This is a genomic window from Peribacillus frigoritolerans (assembly GCF_040250305.1).
Taxonomy (GTDB): Bacteria; Bacillota; Bacilli; order Bacillales; family DSM-1321; genus Peribacillus.
This window is the reverse complement of record NZ_CP158190.1, coordinates 2,263,419-2,281,236: the sequence shown is the minus strand read 5'-3', so window position 1 is coordinate 2,281,236 and position 17,818 is coordinate 2,263,419. Positions and strand designations below refer to the sequence as shown.

The 17,818-nt window shown below is 40.7% G+C and carries 16 protein-coding genes; 5 read left to right on the top strand and 11 right to left on the bottom strand.

Features of this window, described 5'->3' with window-relative positions; genetic code table 11:
- Window positions 1-93 precede the first annotated feature (93 nt).
- The 3 genes from ABOA58_RS11215 to ABOA58_RS11205 are packed head-to-tail and all read left to right on the top strand — an operon-like array spanning window position 94 to window position 4,150.
- Window positions 94-573 carry a MarR family winged helix-turn-helix transcriptional regulator gene (locus tag ABOA58_RS11215; protein ID WP_350302348.1) on the top strand — a complete coding sequence of 160 codons (480 nt, stop codon included), beginning with the start codon at window positions 94-96 and terminating at the stop codon, window positions 571-573.
- Entirely contained in the window at window positions 570-2,294 is a 1,725-nt protein-coding gene (locus tag ABOA58_RS11210; RefSeq protein WP_350302347.1) for an ABC transporter ATP-binding protein, read from the top strand. Before ABOA58_RS11215 ends, ABOA58_RS11210 begins: the two co-directional genes overlap by 4 nt.
- Complete coding sequence (locus ABOA58_RS11205; protein ID WP_350302346.1) at window positions 2,291-4,150, top strand: ABC transporter ATP-binding protein; 1,860 nt, start codon at window positions 2,291-2,293, stop codon at window positions 4,148-4,150. The genes ABOA58_RS11210 and ABOA58_RS11205 overlap by 4 nt, the downstream gene beginning before the upstream one ends.
- Window positions 4,151-4,255: 105 nt before the next feature.
- Here the strand turns inward: ABOA58_RS11205 and ABOA58_RS11200 are convergent, their stop codons facing one another.
- Complete coding sequence (locus tag ABOA58_RS11200) at window positions 4,256-4,708, bottom strand: MarR family winged helix-turn-helix transcriptional regulator (protein WP_350302345.1); 453 nt, start codon at window positions 4,706-4,708, stop codon at window positions 4,256-4,258.
- A 123-nt stretch (window positions 4,709-4,831) separates the two neighbouring features.
- On the opposite strand from ABOA58_RS11200, the gene ABOA58_RS11195 reads away from it, so the two are divergent.
- Window positions 4,832-5,269 carry a GNAT family N-acetyltransferase gene (locus ABOA58_RS11195; RefSeq protein WP_350302344.1) on the top strand — a complete coding sequence of 146 codons (438 nt, stop codon included), beginning with the start codon at window positions 4,832-4,834 and terminating at the stop codon, window positions 5,267-5,269.
- A 378-nt stretch (window positions 5,270-5,647) separates the two neighbouring features.
- Here the strand turns inward: ABOA58_RS11195 and ABOA58_RS11190 are convergent, their stop codons facing one another.
- Window positions 5,648-6,916 (bottom strand): erythromycin esterase family protein, encoded by a 1,269-nt coding sequence (locus ABOA58_RS11190; RefSeq protein ID WP_350302343.1) that lies wholly within the window; start codon window positions 6,914-6,916, stop codon window positions 5,648-5,650.
- Window positions 6,917-6,945: 29 nt separating this feature from the next.
- Window positions 6,946-7,317 carry a hypothetical protein gene (locus tag ABOA58_RS11185; RefSeq protein ID WP_413017123.1) on the bottom strand — a complete coding sequence of 124 codons (372 nt, stop codon included), beginning with the start codon at window positions 7,315-7,317 and terminating at the stop codon, window positions 6,946-6,948.
- Window positions 7,318-7,629: 312 nt separating this feature from the next.
- Here ABOA58_RS11185 and ABOA58_RS11180 point away from each other — a divergent pair, with 312 nt between their 5' ends.
- Entirely contained in the window at window positions 7,630-8,154 is a 525-nt protein-coding gene (locus tag ABOA58_RS11180; protein ID WP_350302849.1) for a divergent PAP2 family protein, read from the top strand.
- A gap of 161 nt (window positions 8,155-8,315) precedes the next feature.
- Here the strand turns inward: ABOA58_RS11180 and ABOA58_RS11175 are convergent, their stop codons facing one another.
- The 8 genes from ABOA58_RS11175 to ABOA58_RS11140 form a co-directional block, all read right to left on the bottom strand.
- On the bottom strand, window positions 8,316-9,023 hold the full coding sequence (locus tag ABOA58_RS11175; protein WP_350302342.1) for a GntR family transcriptional regulator: 708 nt from the start codon (window positions 9,021-9,023) through the stop codon (window positions 8,316-8,318).
- A 265-nt stretch (window positions 9,024-9,288) separates the two neighbouring features.
- Window positions 9,289-10,341, bottom strand: a complete 1,053-nt coding sequence (locus tag ABOA58_RS11170) for a YeiH family protein (RefSeq protein ID WP_350302341.1) — start codon at window positions 10,339-10,341, stop codon at window positions 9,289-9,291.
- Between the two features lie 58 nt (window positions 10,342-10,399).
- Window positions 10,400-11,134: a PIG-L family deacetylase gene (locus tag ABOA58_RS11165; protein ID WP_350302340.1), complete on the bottom strand. Its 735-nt coding sequence runs from the start codon at window positions 11,132-11,134 to the stop codon at window positions 10,400-10,402.
- 150 nt (window positions 11,135-11,284) lie between these two features.
- Window positions 11,285-12,637 (bottom strand): aminotransferase, encoded by a 1,353-nt coding sequence (locus ABOA58_RS11160; RefSeq protein ID WP_350302848.1) that lies wholly within the window; start codon window positions 12,635-12,637, stop codon window positions 11,285-11,287.
- A gap of 149 nt (window positions 12,638-12,786) precedes the next feature.
- Complete coding sequence (gene xsc, locus ABOA58_RS11155) at window positions 12,787-14,550, bottom strand: sulfoacetaldehyde acetyltransferase (RefSeq protein WP_101221794.1); 1,764 nt, start codon at window positions 14,548-14,550, stop codon at window positions 12,787-12,789.
- A 173-nt stretch (window positions 14,551-14,723) separates the two neighbouring features.
- The gene (gene phnX, locus ABOA58_RS11150) at window positions 14,724-15,554 is read right to left on the bottom strand and encodes a phosphonoacetaldehyde hydrolase (protein WP_350302339.1); all 831 of its coding nucleotides are present in this window, start codon (window positions 15,552-15,554) and stop codon (window positions 14,724-14,726) included.
- Between the two features lie 71 nt (window positions 15,555-15,625).
- On the bottom strand, window positions 15,626-16,075 hold the full coding sequence (locus ABOA58_RS11145; protein ID WP_350302338.1) for a hypothetical protein: 450 nt from the start codon (window positions 16,073-16,075) through the stop codon (window positions 15,626-15,628).
- A gap of 151 nt (window positions 16,076-16,226) precedes the next feature.
- Window positions 16,227-17,639, bottom strand: coding sequence for an amino acid permease (locus ABOA58_RS11140; RefSeq protein ID WP_350302337.1), 1,413 nt, complete (start codon window positions 17,637-17,639; stop codon window positions 16,227-16,229).
- Window positions 17,640-17,818 lie beyond the last annotated feature (179 nt).

Genomic DNA, 17,818 nt, shown 5'->3' with positions numbered 1-17,818 from the left:
GACTAAGCGGATATATAGCTGTAAATTAAAATGATTCATAAAATTAAATGTTCGTAATGGAACAGTTCAAAACAGAAAGAATGGTGAAGTTGAGTGGAGAATGAAAAACAATTAATGCGTTCCGTACAACTATTGCGTTCATTTTGGAACGTGCAGAAAAATATTATGCGGTTCGTTCAAAAGACTGCCGCAGAAAATGGATTAACAGTTCCTCAATATTCCATTTTGATGACCATTACCCTTTACAAAGAGACCACTCAAAAAAATGTCGGGGAGAAAACATTTCTTCCAAAAAGCACCTTGAGCCAAGCGGTCGATGGTCTCGTTCGCGCAGGCATGCTCCATCGTGAGCATGTGGAGGGCAATCGGCGTGAGATTCAGTTGTCAATCACAAATCAGGGGAAGGATTTATTAAAAACGATTCATTTTCACGAAGGAAGCATTCACCAAGTCTTTCAAACAGCCATTGAAATGCTTTCAGAAGAACAGTTTGAAGAGTTGCTAGAAACACATCTTCAAATTACAAACTTTTTAGAAGCACAAGCAACCGAACAGGGAGAGTGTACAAAATGATAAAAATACTGAAAAATTTATCCGTTTATAAGTGGATTATTTCAGCAGTTATCGGTCTGGTTTTTATTCAGTCCATGTCCGATCTCTTTCTGCCTACACTAATGGCCGATATTATTGACAAAGGCGTCGTTCAAGGAGACACTCCTTATATTTGGAAAATCGGTGGTTTGATGCTGTTGGTTTCCGCACTTGGCGCTTGTGCATCCATAATCGCAAGCTACTATTCGTCCAAAGCGGCAATGGGGATGGGACGCGATCTCCGCCTGAGAGTCTTTAATCATGTTGAAAAATTTTCGTTACAAGAATTTGATGAAGTCGGTACGGCATCATTGATTACAAGGACGACCAATGATATAACACAAGTCCAGCAAGTGGTTATCATGATGCTTCGTATGGTTATCAGTGCACCCATCATGTTAATCGGCGGAGTAATCATGGCTGTATCCATGGATGCAAAATTATCCCTTGTCATTGTTGTCACAATGCCTTTATTGATTGGGTCGATCTTGCTTATTCTATATAAAGGTGTGCCTCTCTTTCAAACGGTGCAAAAACGATTAGACCGGTTGAACCTTGTATTGCGAGAAAATTTAACTGGTATTCGCGTCATTCGTGCCTTCAATCGTGAAACACAAGAGAAAGAACGTCTTAAGAAAGCGAATAAAGAATTGACGGATGTGTCAATCAGAGTCAATAAAATCATGGCCTTCATGATGCCTGTAATGATGCTTGTCATGAACTTGACGGTTGTTGGTATCATTTGGTTTGGTGGAGTTCGTATTGATAATGGCGGTATGCAGATCGGGGATTTAATGGCATTTATCCAATATGTTATGCAAATTATGTTCGCTCTCGTTATGGCATCCATGATGTTCGTTATGGTTCCACGAGCAGCCGTGTCGGCAACAAGGATAAACGAAGTCCTTGACATGAAACCTTCATTCCTGGATAAGGGGACAGAAAAGGCAGATCGTGAGCACGGTACACTTGAATTTGAACATGTGACGTTCAGTTACCCAGGAGCAGAAGAACATGCATTATCGGATATTAGTTTTTCTGCAAGTCCTGGTGAAATCACCGCAATAATCGGTGGAACAGGTTCAGGGAAAACGACGCTCGTCAATTTGATACCTCGCTTCTATGATATTTCAAGTGGAACGATTCGCGTCAATGGTGTTGATATTCGTAATTCATCACAAGATGAAGTTCGTTCAAAGATTGGCTTTGTACCACAAAAGGCCGTCCTCTTTACAGGTACTATCGCTGAAAACATTCGCTTTGGAAAACAAACAGCCACACAAGATGAAGTTGAGCATGCGGCTCGGATCGCGCAAGCGGAAGATTTTATCAGCAACATGAAAGACGGCTATGAGGCAGAAATCGAACAAGGCGGTTCAAACCTATCGGGAGGGCAAAAACAACGGCTTTCGATTGCACGGGCACTCATTCGGAAACCCGATATTTATATATTCGACGATAGTTTTTCTGCACTTGACTTCAAGACGGATGCCAACCTTCGTGCAGCCCTGAAGGATGAAACGAAAAATTCGACGGTACTACTCGTTGCACAGCGTGTCAGTACAGTCGTGGACGCAGACCGAATCATTGTATTAGACGAAGGCAAAATTGTAGGTATGGGATCACACCAAGAGTTGCTTAGTACAAACGACATTTACCGTGAAATCGCCTTATCACAGCTCACAGAGGAGGAAATTGCATGAGTAATCAAAAAAAACCTCAAGGCGGCGGTCAGGTTGGGCATGGCCCTGGTGGCGGTAACATGATGATGATGGGTCAAAAAGCAAAAGATTTTAAAGGAACACTAAAACGTCTCTTGACCTATTTAAAACCTCGGCGCAACAAATTGATTTCCGTGTTCTTCGCTGCAATCATGAGTACGATTTTTATGATTGTTGGACCGAAAATCATGGGAAATGCAATTACAGAATTATTCGAAGGAGCATACGGGAAACTCCAGGGTATACCAGGAGCAGCTATTAACTTTGATAAAATTGGCCAGATCCTTCTACTCCTTGCCGGACTTTATGCTTTAAGCAGCCTTTTCAACTATGTACAACAATACATTATGTCAAGTGTTGCTCAAGATACGGTATATGATCTTCGACAAGATGTGAACGAAAAGCTCGAGAAACTTCCACTCAAATATTTTGAAGGACGTCCAAACGGAGAAACACTTAGCCGAATGACAAATGATATTGATACAATCGGGAGCACCCTTCAGCAAAGCTTAACGCAGTTCATCACATCAATCGTAACGATTTTGGGGATTATCATCATGATGCTTTCGATAAGCCCGTTATTGACATTAATCTCGATAGTCAGCTTACCTTTGTCAATATTTGCAATCCGGCCTATTTTAAAAAGATCCCAAAAATATTTTGCAGATCAACAGCGTAAGCTCGGACAATTAAATGGACACATTGAAGAGATGTATACCGGCCATCAGGTCGTTAAAGCATTCGGACATGAAAAAAAGGCGAGTGCCCAGTTTACTGCGGTTAATGAAGAATTGTATAAAGCGGGAAGCAAAGCCCAGTTTATATCGGGTATCATCATGCCCATAATGTTCTTTATCGGAAATTTAAGCTATGTCCTCATCAGCGTTGTCGGCGGAATATTGGTAACGCAACGTTCGATTTCAATTGGTGATATTCAAGCATTCATCACATATTCAAAGCAGTTCACCCAGCCAATCACACAAACGGCTAACATCGCTAACATTATTCAGTCAACGGTTGCAGCCGCTGAGCGTGTTTTTGAACTACTTGATGAAGAAGAGGAAATGAAAGAACAAACAACAGCTAATATAAAAAGGGCAAATGGTGCTGTCTCTTTTGAACATGTGGACTTTGGATATGGGGAAGAAATGCTAATTGAAGATATGAACATCGATGTCTTGCCTGGACAGACGGTCGCAATTGTTGGACCGACTGGTGCTGGAAAAACAACTATGATAAATCTCTTGATGAGATTTTATGAACTCAATGGCGGAAAGATTAATATTGATGGTCTTGATACACGGAATATGTCACGGAATGATCTTCGAAAGAATTTTGGTATGGTACTTCAAGATACCTGGCTCTTTAATGGTACTATTAAAGAAAATATCGCTTATGGCAAAAATGGAGCAACTGATGAAGAAATTTTTGCAGCTGCTCGAACGGCACATGCCGACCATTTCATTCGGACACTGCCAGATGGTTATGAGACCATCTTAAACGAAGAAGCTTCGAACATCTCACAAGGCCAAAAGCAGCTTTTGACAATCGCCCGAGCAGTTCTAGCAGATCCACCAATCATGATATTGGATGAAGCGACGTCTAGTGTGGACACTCGGACAGAAGTCTTTATCCAAAAGGCCATGAACCGACTGATGGAAGGACGAACCAGCTTTGTCATTGCCCATCGTCTCTCAACAATTAAGGATGCAGATTTGATTCTTGTTATGGATCAAGGAAAAGTGATAGAGAAGGGAACGCATTCAGACCTTTTAAGGGAGAATGGTTTCTATGCAGAGCTGTACAATAGTCAGTTCACTGAAAATGTAGCTGGATAATAAGAAAGAGGCTCAATTTCCAATCGGAATCGAGCCTCTCTTTATAAAATTCTTATCCAATACCATTACATTCATGAATCTGTAATAACTTATAAAATATATGTATCAATACTCCCTTTTATTTCCCTTTTTCACAAATTCCCAATCTACCTCAATATTTTTTCTGACCCTTTGAAGAAGATGAAACATCGTTTCCGTTTCTTCCATAGAAAATCCAGATAACGCAACCTTGTCAGTATACTCTCCTTCTTTTTTCAAAAAAGGATAGACCTTTTCACCTTTATCGGTTGCATATAGCTTTTTTATTTTTTTGTTTTCCTCATCATTTTTCTTTTCAATAAAACCTTGAATTTCAAGTTTTTTAATGGCCCGAGCTGCTGTCGTCCGGTCAACCTTTATCATTTCTGCTAACTTTTCCTGAATGATTCCTGGATTTTCACATATTCGAACAAGATACAAATACTGCCCTTTTGTTAGGTCAAATTCTTTAAATTCGATATTACTTATAGAGTCCAATGCCCTTGCTATCATTCCAATTTCACGGAGTATTTCCTTCATTCAAAAAGCCCCTGACTTTTTTGTTGTATTTACAACAAAATTAATTTCGTATATACTATAAAAAAGTTATACATATATTATGACTTGTCTTACTGAATAAATCTAGAAAAGGGATGAAGAACAATGGATTCAAAAAGAATTACTACTGAAAATGATTTAAAAATAGCATTTCATATCAGAAAAGAAGTATTTGTCGAGGAACAAGGCTTCCCTTTAGAAATTGAATTTGATGAATACGATACACTTCATGCTTTATCTGAACACATATTAGTCTATTATAATGAAAAACCAGTCGGAACTGGAAGGTTAAGAGTTGTTGATGGTTTAGGGAAATTGGAGAGAATTTGCATCTTAGAGCCTTACCGTAAATTTGGTCTTGGAAAAATAATAATTAAAACGTTGGAAGAAATCGCAAAGAAAAAGGAAATATCCCAGGTGAAATTACATGGGCAAACACAGGCAGAGGGTTTTTATAAAAAACTCGGCTACCAGACTTCATCCGATGTCTTTATGGAAGATGGCGGTCCACATCTTTTAATGATAAAAAGAATTAATGAATGAAAAGTGTGCTAAATGTGAGTATAACAAACATTAACCTTATTTGATTGTAGACCAACTCAATGAAAATCAAGTTTGTCTAGTTTTATGATTGTTTGTAAAACCTCGAACGTTGATGGAACGTAGGGCACTCGCTTTCCGGGGCGGTCCGGGAGCCTCCTCGGCGCCTTTGCGCCTGCTGGGTCTCCCCTTTGACACGCTTTTCCCGCAGGAGTCTCTTACACCCACTCCAATCAACTTTTCATATTCCATTTTCAATCCCTCTACATTCAAATATTAAATCATTAGCTTTTCATAAGGCTTAAAATGAAAGGCAGCGTTAAGAATAAGCACGAACAAAAAGACGAAGCCGTTTATAACATAAACGGCTTCGTCTTTTTATTACAGAACGGGTGCTTTTTCATGAACAAGCGGGTGAAGGGCCTGAGTTTCATCAATGTAAACAAAAGCATCATATCTATCTGACATTACGGAAGGTACATAGTTTCCGTATTGTTCGTATTCCGGTCGGTATACAACCCCGATAGCCCGATGTCCAATTTTATCTTGGAATAGCTGACGATTTTCATCGGTGAAAATGAGCAACTTATCATACGCGCCTGAAAGGTGCATAGCCTCCTCCCAACTTCCATTCATAGCCGGGGGTACTGTTTTTATTTCAAAATCCATGCCCCATTCATCTGCTGCAATAACAGTTCCGCTATAGGTTCCGAAACCAGTGATAAATACATCTTCAGTTGGGTTTTGTTCACGAATGACCTGGCCGACGTTAATCATCCCGGAATCTCTCATATCTGTAGCGCTGGCATCGCCAACATGAGTATTATGTTCCCATAAAATCGCCTTGCCATCAGAACCGTAAAAATCCATAATTTCATTTAGTGCATCCACCATATGCATATCACGAATATTCCATGATTTATCATCATGAACCACCATCGTCCTGTAATAATTTTCTGCATTATACGCTACCAGTGCATTCACTTGAAGGTTCAAATTCAATTCTTCATGATGAGGATATTTTTCTTTTTTTCGTTGAATAGTCGTCAGTAATTTGGCAACCTCCTCTATACAGTCTTCTGAAAAAATGCCTGCGGAAACTGCGTACTCCTCATTATTCCGATTGAATGGCTCAAAACATGTGAATGCCTGTCTGGCAGCCTCGAGGTCAGGTGAATCAATTTGTTTTAAGTAATGGATGACTTCATCCATGGATTCCCAAAGACTATAGATATCTATCCCATAAAATCCAACTTTCGTTTGATTTTGTCCGGACTCATTGTATTCTTTCATCCATTCAATCAGGTCGATCATTTCCTCGTTTGCCCACATCCATGTCGGCCAGCGGTCAAAACTTTTTAGCACATCCTTTGCGGATTTAGTCACTAGGTCATAGCCTTTTACATACCTATTGATTGCCTGGCATGCGGGCCAATCGCCTTCAACGGCTACAAAGGTGAACCCTTTTTCTTGAATCAGCTTTTTTGTTATTTCAACTCGGGCCGTGTAAAACTCGGATGTCCCATGTGATGCCTCACCCAGTAAAACAAATTTGGAATTATTGACTTGTTGAACGAGCTTATCCCAATCTGCTTCACTTGTAAGCATGACTGATTGTTCGATTATTGACTGAACCAGATTATGATGCACTGTTTTTCCTCCTTGTTCTCTTACGAACATTATCGTTTATACTCAGCATTGTAAGAATTTGAACCTGCGTGTACGGACAGTAAAGTATCAGCGTATCCCACTAGACGATTTATAAGTTCATCACAAATAGAGTAAACCAGCTGAAAGTTTTCCATCTCAAATAAAACAGGGTCATCCAGAATGACCGTCGTGTTAATGAACATATCTTTGTTTCCATATAGATTGTAGTGAACGATAGCCTTCCCAGCAGCTCCTCCAGTAACTGGATCATTAAAGCCGGGAATGAAAACAAACCATTCTTCAGCAGTAGCAGACCTGAAGTTTTTTGTAAAAGACATTCGCTCGGTTACCTTCATGATCTTTTTTAACTCTTCCGGATTCATATCCTTGATCTTGTTCATCCCATTGCCACCTTAACACCTGTTAATAATCTTCCGTTATATATTTTCCTTAAGTGACCCATCCTATAAATATTATTATAAAATGGTGACCTTCACCGAAAAAAGCATGCCAGAACACCTAGATCGGAAATTAAGCTTGCACTGAACACGACACAGCAAAAAGTATCATTATGTTGCATTAAGCAGGCTGTTATTAAATGCCGATAATCATGGAACTGCTGCATATAAAAATTATTATTGGGGTATCAAAAGAGTGAAGATAAAATCCTGGATTGGGTTGGACTGGTCTGGAGCGGAGTGGAGGAGTTGCTCATGGAAAAGATGAATCGGGGAATTTTAACGGCGCTGTCGGGAATCGGCATTGCGCAAGGGCTGAAAATTTTAACGCATTATAAGCTGACGGGAAAGTGGGACTTAAAGCAGGCTTTCACAACGGGTGGCATGCCTAGTTCGCACTCTGCGGGGGTGGCCGCACTGGCATCCTATGTGGCAGCGAATAAAGGCTGGATGCATACTGAAACAGCGCTTGCGACAGTGTTTGGCGTGATTGTGATGTATGATGCTCAGGGGATTCGGCGCCATACAGGCGAAATCGCTAAGCTTGTGAATGACCTTGAAGATAATATGGCGAAATTTTCGGGAGAGTTTCCTAGCTTTGAGTTTGTGGAGCGTGAGAAGGAACTGAATGAACTGCTCGGACATCAGCCTGTGGAAGTGGGAGCAGGTGCGTTGCTTGGAGTGGTACTTGGGCTTATCTCGGCTAAATTGGAGGATGGCAAGCCTTCCAAAACCAAACGGCTGAAAACGTTGAACAAGCCAGAATATTCCAGATCTTGAAGTGACGTATATAACAATAGATTATATTAAAACATGTCTATGTTATAAATATAGACAAACTCTCCATTAAAAGTCGTATCATTGTATATACTGGTAGGATTGAAAATGACCTAGGCCTCTCAACTCTCATAGAAAGGCATAGGTCATTTTTATGTGCAAAATCAATTCTTCCGGGACATTTTCATAGCGAATGAGTACATATCAGATCGGAATAATCCTTTGTAATACTCTACTAAATTACCATCAGAATCAAAAATCATTCGTTCTGTAATCAGCAAGCACATCGTTTCGTCTATACCTAAATGTTCTGCATCTTCTTTTGTTGGAAAGCCGCAGGTTATGATTTGTTCCGCCTCACAAAAGTCAATGTTTAGATCACCTTCGAGTGCATCATACAATACGGTTGTACTTAAATCAAATTTTGTCAATTTTTTTCCTAGGTCCAAAGAATAATAATGCAATTCAATGGCTATGGGGACATCTCCCTGTAACCGCAGCCTTTTAATATGGTAAGATTCATCTTCGAACCCATTTGCATCAGCAATATTTTCAGGTGTCATTACTCGGCCATGATCTAGTAATTTAATTCCCATGCTTTTAGTGGTTTCAGTGAAACTTATCATCTTTAGCCATTCTTGTACAGGTTTAAGGGAAACGAACGTTCCCTTTCCATGCCTCTTTTCCAATATTCCCTCACGAACCAGGATGGATACGGCTTCCCGTACAGTACTCCTGCTGACAGAATACATATCCATGAGTTCCCTTTCACTAGGGATTTTGTCTTTATAATAACCTTCCAAAATCTGATTTTCCAATATGCTTTTCAATTGAGCATGTAAAGGGATTGGATTTTTAAAGTCTAACTCCATAAAATTTCCTCCAAACAGAAAAAGACATCGTAATGTTCGTATCAGTTCTTATATTGTAAACCAAATAGTTATAATATTCAAACATGTCAACACTTATTTTTTTCCTTAAATTAGGATTTTATCAAATTTCCACCCTTCATTTCCAAAAACGTTTTCTTCGGATAAAAAAAAACCTGAATGGATTAATATATTCAGGGCTTATCCATATGCATTATTCATCACATTTTAGGCCTATCTAACAGGGACAACAATGGAAGCTTTTATATTAAACGATAAAGTACGAGATGATGGAAAGCAGCAAAGAGGTAATGGTCATGGCTAAAAGAGGACGCATGGCTTTTGTCCGCAGTGCCTGCAGGCTTACATTCAGTCCAAGACCGATCATGGCCATTGTCAATATAAATGTAGTCGTTTTCGAAATGCCATCCATTACAAGGGGTGACACCGTAATATAAGTTCCAAACACATAACTTCCTATTAGACTCATGATTATAAAACCAACGAGGAACCATGGAAATTCAATTTTGGCATCATGGCCCATTTTCCCGGATGTGCGTTTTTTCATCCAATACATAAAAATGAAACATAATGGGATAAGTAAAAAGACACGGCCTAATTTTGCGAGAAGTGCAATCGCTAGCGCATCTTCACCAGCCGGTGCTCCTGCCAATGCAACATGGGCGATTTCATGAAGGCTGATCCCAGACCAGATTCCATAATCCAAAGCAGACAGCGGAAGGATCGGACGTAAAAGTGTATATATAATCGAGAAAAGTGTTCCCATTAAAGCGATTATCCCAACGCCTATGGCTGTATCCTCTTCCTTCGCTTTCACGATTGGAGATATGGCCGCAATGGCTGCCGCTCCGCATATCCCGGTTCCTACAGCAAGAAGAAGGGAAATGGAAGCATCTGCCTTAAACCACTTAGCAATCAGGACCATCACGACTATGGCAAATGTTACTGTCCCTATGTCACGTACCAACAATGGCAGTCCTTGATTGAAAATCACATCAATATTTAATTTCAACCCGTATAAAATAATGGCAAAACGCAAAAGTTTTTTTGCGGAAAATTCAATTCCCATCCGGAACTTTTCTGGATATCCCGCAATTTGACGATAAATCACGGCAATGATGATCGAGCATGCAAGAGGTCCGATTCGATTGAATCCTGAAATCTTGGACAGCCCCAAGCCTAAGAGGGCAATAAAAAAGGTGAAAGCGATACCGCTCAGCCACAAAGTCACCTTATTTTGAAGCGGTTTTTGCTGCGCCTGAGGTGTTTCTTCCAGTGGCTCATATTTTTCTAATTCCATACATTCCTTCCCCCTTTCCAGATAATCTAACGCCCAAATTACGTATCATCCCATCCTTTCAATCGTTTAAAAAAACAGTTTCTTCTATATTAGTAGGTGAATTCCCTTTGATAAAATACTCGGATTCCTTTAAAAAAGGCAAGCTTGGATTTTGATTCCCCCACAATTCAGGAACTGCTAGTGTCTGGGAGCGATGGGACCTTAAGGCACGAATCTTTTTCTGTAAAGTTCCTGCTATATCCACTTCCGTGATACTGCTCTGCCCGTTTTCCTTTAACCATGCATCATAAAAAGCATGCCAAAGGACAAAGTACAGATTATGAACCTTAAAAGCTGGAAATACTGGATCTGGATAAAAATCGGGATCACCGGATTTTAGAAAAGCAAATCCGGCAGCTCGGCCAATCGCACAATGGTCTGGATGCCCCCCATATTTCTCATGGAATGTTATTAGGGCCTCCGGCTGAACTTCACGAATCACCTTTACGATTCTCTCCGCCAATAAATCGAAGCTCTCAAATTCTATCGTTTTATCCCTTACGTTTAAAAATCGCAGGTCGCTGATCCCCAATTCTTCACAAGCGTTTTTTAACTCCTTTACCCTTAGTCCAGGCAATGCCTCCCTTGTTGTAAGAATGGGATTTCCCATGCGCCTGCCCATTTCGCCTTTTGTCGCGCATAGTAAGGTTATATGAACACCTTGCTCAGACATTTTAGCAATGGTTCCGCCACACAGGAATGACTCATCATCGGGATGTGCCAGAACCACCAATAATCTTTGTTGTGATTGCATATTTCCTCCTACTCCGGATTCTCCAGTTTTCCCACACTGTTTGACCCAATATGAAAAAATGGACATGGATGTCAAAGCGGCTAGACATATCATGCCCATCTTCATTTTTCGTCTATAAATATAGCACCCTAAAGTTAATCATCTTTTTGGTTAGCATAATTCATATAAAACGGATTTTACGGTTTCTATGACAAAGCGTAAATCTTCAACGGTCGAAGATAAAGGCGGCGCAATGATCAGTACATTACCATATCCAGGGACTGTATCACCATTACGGCCGATGATAAGACCCTTTTCCTTGCAAGCCCCGATTATTTTACCCATGAACTCATCGGAAACTGGTGTTTTTGCCTTTTTATCTTCCACTAATTCAATGCCGTATAAAAACCCTACTCCCCGAACTTCCCCTACTTTATCAAGGGCTGTCAATTTAAATAGCTCACTTAGTGTCGACTCACTAAGTTCAGATACTCGCTGAACGATTTTTTCATTTTCCAAGATTTCAATGTTCTTAAGGGCAACTGCGCAAGATGCAGGGTGGCCTCCATATGTTGACACATGCCTGAAATGATTTAAATTTCCGTTCTCTTTGAATTTCTCATAAATCCTCGAATTCACTGCCGTTGCTCCAAGTGGAAGATAACCGCTGGTCAAACCCTTTGCCATTGTTACAATATCCGGTTGAACGCCATCGGAGTGCATGAACCCAAACATTTTTCCGGTTCTTCCAAAACCTGAAACCACTTCATCCACAATTAAAAGAACATCATGCTTCTTACATATTTCCGAAACCCTCGTTAAGTATTCTTCCGAAGGAATAAGGACCCCGCCACCAGAGATGAATGGTTCAAGAATAACACCAGCTACCGTTTCAGCTCCTTCAAAATTAATGACCTGATCGATATATTCAGCTGCAAGCAAATCGGAGTTTTCAACGTTTTCCCCAAACGGGCTTCGATAACTATACGGCGGTGGCACATGCAGGAAACCTGGAACCGCCGGATCATATTTCACTCTCCGGTTTGCCTGTGCGGTCGCGCTTAGCGCGCCAAAAGTATTGCCATGATAAGCTCTGTACCTAGAGATGAATTTGTATTTACCCTGATTGCCATTTTGGGAATGATATTGCCTGGCTATTTTAAAAGCTGTCTCATTCGCCTCAGAGCCGCTGTTCGTAAAAAACGTTGTATAGGAGCCCTTTAAATGCTCACTTATTTTTGCAGATAATTCGATTGCCGGCTTATGGCTTAACGTTAAAGGGAAGTAGGATAAATTAACCATTTGTTCATACGCTGCCTGGGCAATCTCTTTTCTTCCATGACCCAGGTTCAAGCACCATAAACCGGAAACCCCATCTAAATATTTATCCCCTTTAGCATCTGTGAACCATGAGCCGGATCCTTCTGTAGCCATCATGGGAGCATCCTTTTCATTATAGCGATGCATCGCATGCCATAAATGGTCTTTATCCATTTGAACAAGGTCTTTCGTTTCAGTTTCCATCTTCACTTTTGAAACCCCCTTATTATTCATCGAATGCAATTAAGTTAAGTTCCCATGTTGTTACAGACCTTTAAAGAGCGAATGGGTGATGGCGCAATGACCCAAAATTCAAGTCATTGCACCTGTCATATCATTCTATTTTCACACCATTATTTATCCCAGTTTTTATGATCTAAATGAGAATATTTTTCTAATAATCTAGTAGGCATTTTTAATGCATCTTTTCTGAATGGCGGAGCCAATTGCGTTCCATCGACTTGTATATCAATGACAGTCGGTTTATTTGATTTTATTGCTTCTTCAATGACAGCCCCTAACTCGTCAGCTTTTTCGACTCTAATACCAACAGCACCCATTGATCGGGCAACTTCTGCGAAATCAGGATTTTGGATATCCGCCCCTACAAAACGGTTATTATAAAAATCGACCTGATTCTTTTTCTCTGCACACCATGCATTATTATTGAAGACACATGCTATGACCGGTATATTTTCTTCAACAGCCGTACTCACTTCATGTAAGCTCATGCCCCACGCGCCATCTCCAACAATGGCTAAAACAGGCGTATTCGGCTCAGCTAACTTTGCACCAAGTGCGGATGGGTAAGCAAATCCCGTGTTCCCGAATGTAAGCGCAGCGATATGCCTGCGGCTCTGGTTGAACTTTAAGTAAGCGTTTGCAGTTGACGATACATTACCGATATCTGTAGTAACGATGGCATTTTCAGGCAACACTTTAGTCAATTCCAAAAGGGCTCGACGCGGATTGATTGGCGTTCCATCAATCATCGCAAGTCTCACCAATTCTTCTTCCCATTTTTGTTTTTCATTCGTTACTTCGACCATCCGCTTTTTTTCTTGTTTCAGGTTAGGTTTACTAGCCTTCAACCGTTTTAAGATTTCATGGCTAGCTTCACGGGCATCTCCTATGATCCCAACTTCCACAGGGTGCGTCCTCGCTATTTGCCTCGGGTTAATATCTATTTGGATGATTTGCGCATCTTTAGGGAAATAATCAATGTCATAGCATGGTAGCGTTCCAAATACCGATAATCTAGTACCGACCGCCAATATGACGTCCGCTTTCTTAAGTGTATTCATGGCAGCCTTTGAACCCATGTAACCGATTGGGCCGACTGATAATGGATGATCAGCAGGAAAGGCATCATTATGCATATAGGAGACAGCTACCGGTGCTGTTAAATATTCTGCAATATTCTTAATTTCTTCAATGCCATCCGAATCAACCGTTCCCCTGCCGGAAATGATGACAGGATACTCAGCTTCAGCTAAAATTTCAGCTGCTCTATCCAATGATGCAGATGATCCGCAGCCCCGTTCATCTACGCGATATTGATGTGGTTGAAGTATTTGATCTTCCACTTCACCATAGAAGTAATCACGGGGAATATCGAATAAAACCGGCCCCCTCTCGGCATAGGCAATCCGAAATGCTGTCCTGAGGCAATCAGCGACCCGGCCAGGGTGTGTCACTCTAACCGTTTCTTTCGTGATGGCCTTGAAGATGGAAACCTGATCACATTCTTGAAAACCATCCCATCCAACCGTTGGTGTACCAGCTGAAGGTGATATGACCACCATAGGAGTATGAGCTTGATTGGCCGCTGCAACAGAGGTGACCATATTCGTCATTCCAGGTCCGTTTTGCCCGATGACAACTCCTGCAACCCCGGAGACACGACAATAGGCATCTTCCATATGTGCTGCACTTTGTTCATGGCGGACACCAATGAAACGAATGCCTGCAGTTGGCAATAAATCAAGCATATCCATGAAAGCAGATCCCAGAATTCCCGAGATATGTTTAACTCCCTCGGCCACCAATGTCTCAACGATGGCTTCACTTGGTGTCATTTTAACTTTCGTACCTCTTAACATTTTTGTTTCGACCATAGCACATTCTCCTTAATTATATTATTTCTGATAATGACGTTGCGACGTCCGTACCAGTTATAAGATGTATAATACTACCATTGTGTGTGACAGTCAATAAATAAATTGAAAATTTTGAATTTATTTAAAGTATCTGACCATCATAGGCACTAACTACTGTATTTGAATCTTTTTTAACCAATAAATATATCCTTTTTTTCTGTCAATCTGTAGTTGATCCTATCGATGATCTCCAATAAATCACCTATTTCATCAATTACGAAATCGGCACCTGCATTCCAAAAACGATTTTCTGCATGCTTCATCCGTTTTTGCAGATCATATGGGTCCATTGCGTTGATCTCTGCTTCTGAAAGGCCGATTTCACTGCCGCCCTTCAATACGGCAACAGTCCACATTCCCGCAGAAATGCCTTCTTTGATGTCACTGATCGTATCGCCGACTTTAACGATTTTGCTGAGTGGATACACTTGGAGATTCATCGCCGTCTTAAAGCACATCCAAGGGGCAGGCCTTCCTGTCGGCACTTCGTTAGACGCAACGATGGAATCTGGTTGATAGCCCCATTTTTCCGCCTCTTCCTTAACAACATCAATCATTTCACGAGTATACCCTGTTGTCGAACCGATTTTTATTCCTTGCTGCCTTAATCGGCTGACTAAGTCAATCACGCCTGGTATTGGCTTGGCGTTCTCCTTGAGAACCTTAAAAAGCAAAGCCTCAAAGTCCTTATATAATGATTTAAGATCTCTTTCGTCCGGTTCTTTCCCGAATTTAGCACTCCATAAATTGGAGATTCGTTTCATTTTCAGGAGTTCCATTATATGATCCATTTTCAATAAACCCATAGGTTCCCTTGCTTCCCTAATGGTAATATCTATCCCCCTTATCCTGAAAGTCTCTCCAAATGCTTGGACCGGCGCAAAACAACCATAATCCACCATCGTTCCTGCCCAATCGAATATGACTGCCTGAACCTCTTTGCATTCTTTTGCATTTTCCAACCTATGCTCCCCTCCTTATCCTTACCTCCTCAAAAATCACCAAACATGATAAACCCGGGTATAGAGAGAATTCAATTAACTTCTTCCAAAAATAACTGAAGATCTTTTTTAGTAGCTTCTGAGAGTCGTTTAATCTTTTCAAGGTCCTTATCCGGATTCCCTGACTCTCCAATTAATGGGTAAAGGTTTTTCTCAATCCGTTCATACCAATTTGGGTATTCATCTTCCACTTGCGTTTCTATCGAATCCCAATTAGAACTGATCTCTTTTCCCAATTCTTGAATTTTCTCTGAATTCGCATCCATACTTATTTCTGAATCCAATCCTTTTATGGATCGTATCACATCGCCGACACCTTTTTTAATAACCTGGGTTTCACCCGTATTTGAATCCGGATTTTCATTCATGACTGGACTATTTTCTTGTTGAGCCACGTCCGGTTCAGCTGAATTGTTGCAGCCTGACAGCAATATGGCTCCAAGGACAGCCCCATAAGTTATTACACGGAAACCATTCAACATAATTCCTCCTTCATGATTTAAAAGACAGATGGCACCAAGCACTTAATGGCACAACTTTCTTTTTCTATGGGAATCATATTATAGCTGATTAGTGATTGATGAATTCTGTCTGAGGAGTTCCTTAGAAGTAAACGAAGCATTTCCGCCAAAGCTATAACTTTTCAGAATTAGGGGAACCAGAAACAATATTTAATTCATTCTCCATATACTTCGCTTTTTTTCTTCGAATGAAAAAGAATGAACAGATAACGATCAAGCTAAATAGCATGGTAAAGATAAACTGTGGACGCTGCGAATCGATAAAGGCCATTAATATTAACACGGAAATCATGGAAATTATGGTTGCATAAGTCAAATACGGGAATAGCCACATCTTGATCTTGAAAATTCCAGGATTTTCTTTCTCCATTCTCTTCCTTAATCGGAGATGGGAAACCGCAATGGCCAGATAAACAAGAATTCCGACTCCACCTGAGGAATTCACTAAAAAGAAAAAGATTTTATCAGGTGAAACATAACTGAAAATGGTGCTGATAAAGGCAAATATAGTAGAGCCGAATACAGCAAATATAGGAACGCCGTTCTTGCTCACTTTTGAAAATACCTTTGGAGCGTCGCCCTTTTGTGCAAGTGAAAATAACATGCGTGAACTCGTATATAATCCCGAATTCAAACAGGATAGCAATGCAATGAGAATCACTATATTCATGATCAGGGCAGCAGAAGGGATCCCCAGCAATTCAAGGACGGCAACAAATGGACTTTTCAGCAAAGAAGCCGAATTCCAGGGTAATAGCGTCACTAGTATGGCAATGGACCCAATATAGAAAATCAGGATTCGCCAAACGACACTATTCAATGCACTTCTAACTGATTTTACCGGATCACTGGTCTCACCCGCGGCAATCGCTGGAATCTCCACTCCAACAAATGCATGAAAAACAATGGCGACGCCAACGAGCACAGAACTTAGCCCATTCGGAATAAAACCGCCAAAATTCAAAAGATTGGAAGCGCCGGGTGGTTTTATCGTTGGAATAAACCCTAATATCACTGCCACACCCAGGCACAAAAATAGTATGATACTGATTATTTTAATGATTGAAAACCAGTATTCGAACTCACCAAACGATTTTACGGAAAAAATATTCGTCATTTTCAATAGGATGATCAATGATAGACTTATGACCCAGACGGGAACGGAAGGAAGCCAGCTGTGTATGATTGCTGCACCAGCTGTTGCTTCCAAAGCAATTACGATAACCCAAAAGAACCAATATAACCAACCTGTTGTAAAACCGGCCCATTCACCTATCCCCTCTCTCGCATAAACGGCAAAAGATCCAGTATTGGGATTAACTGTGGCCATTTCCCCAAGCATCCTCATGACTAAAACAACGATCAAGCCTGCCAAAACATATGATAATATCGCTCCGGGGCCTGTTTGACCAATTATGATACCGCTTCCTACAAATAAACCAGCGCCTATGACACCACTCAAAGATATCATCGTTAAATGTCTTTGTTTCAGACCTGGTTTCAGTTCTTCCTGTTGATGTTTCATACCCTCCACCAACTTTCAATATTTTGGGGAATCAACTAACATAATCGCTACTTGAATGTAAAAACAAGGCTTTTCAGCTGCCTGTCCTTTACACTTTCACAAAGATAGTGGGAACTTGGAAACATGGCATTTTAAAAACAACACAGGAGATGACTATGAAATTAAGATTCTATATCACT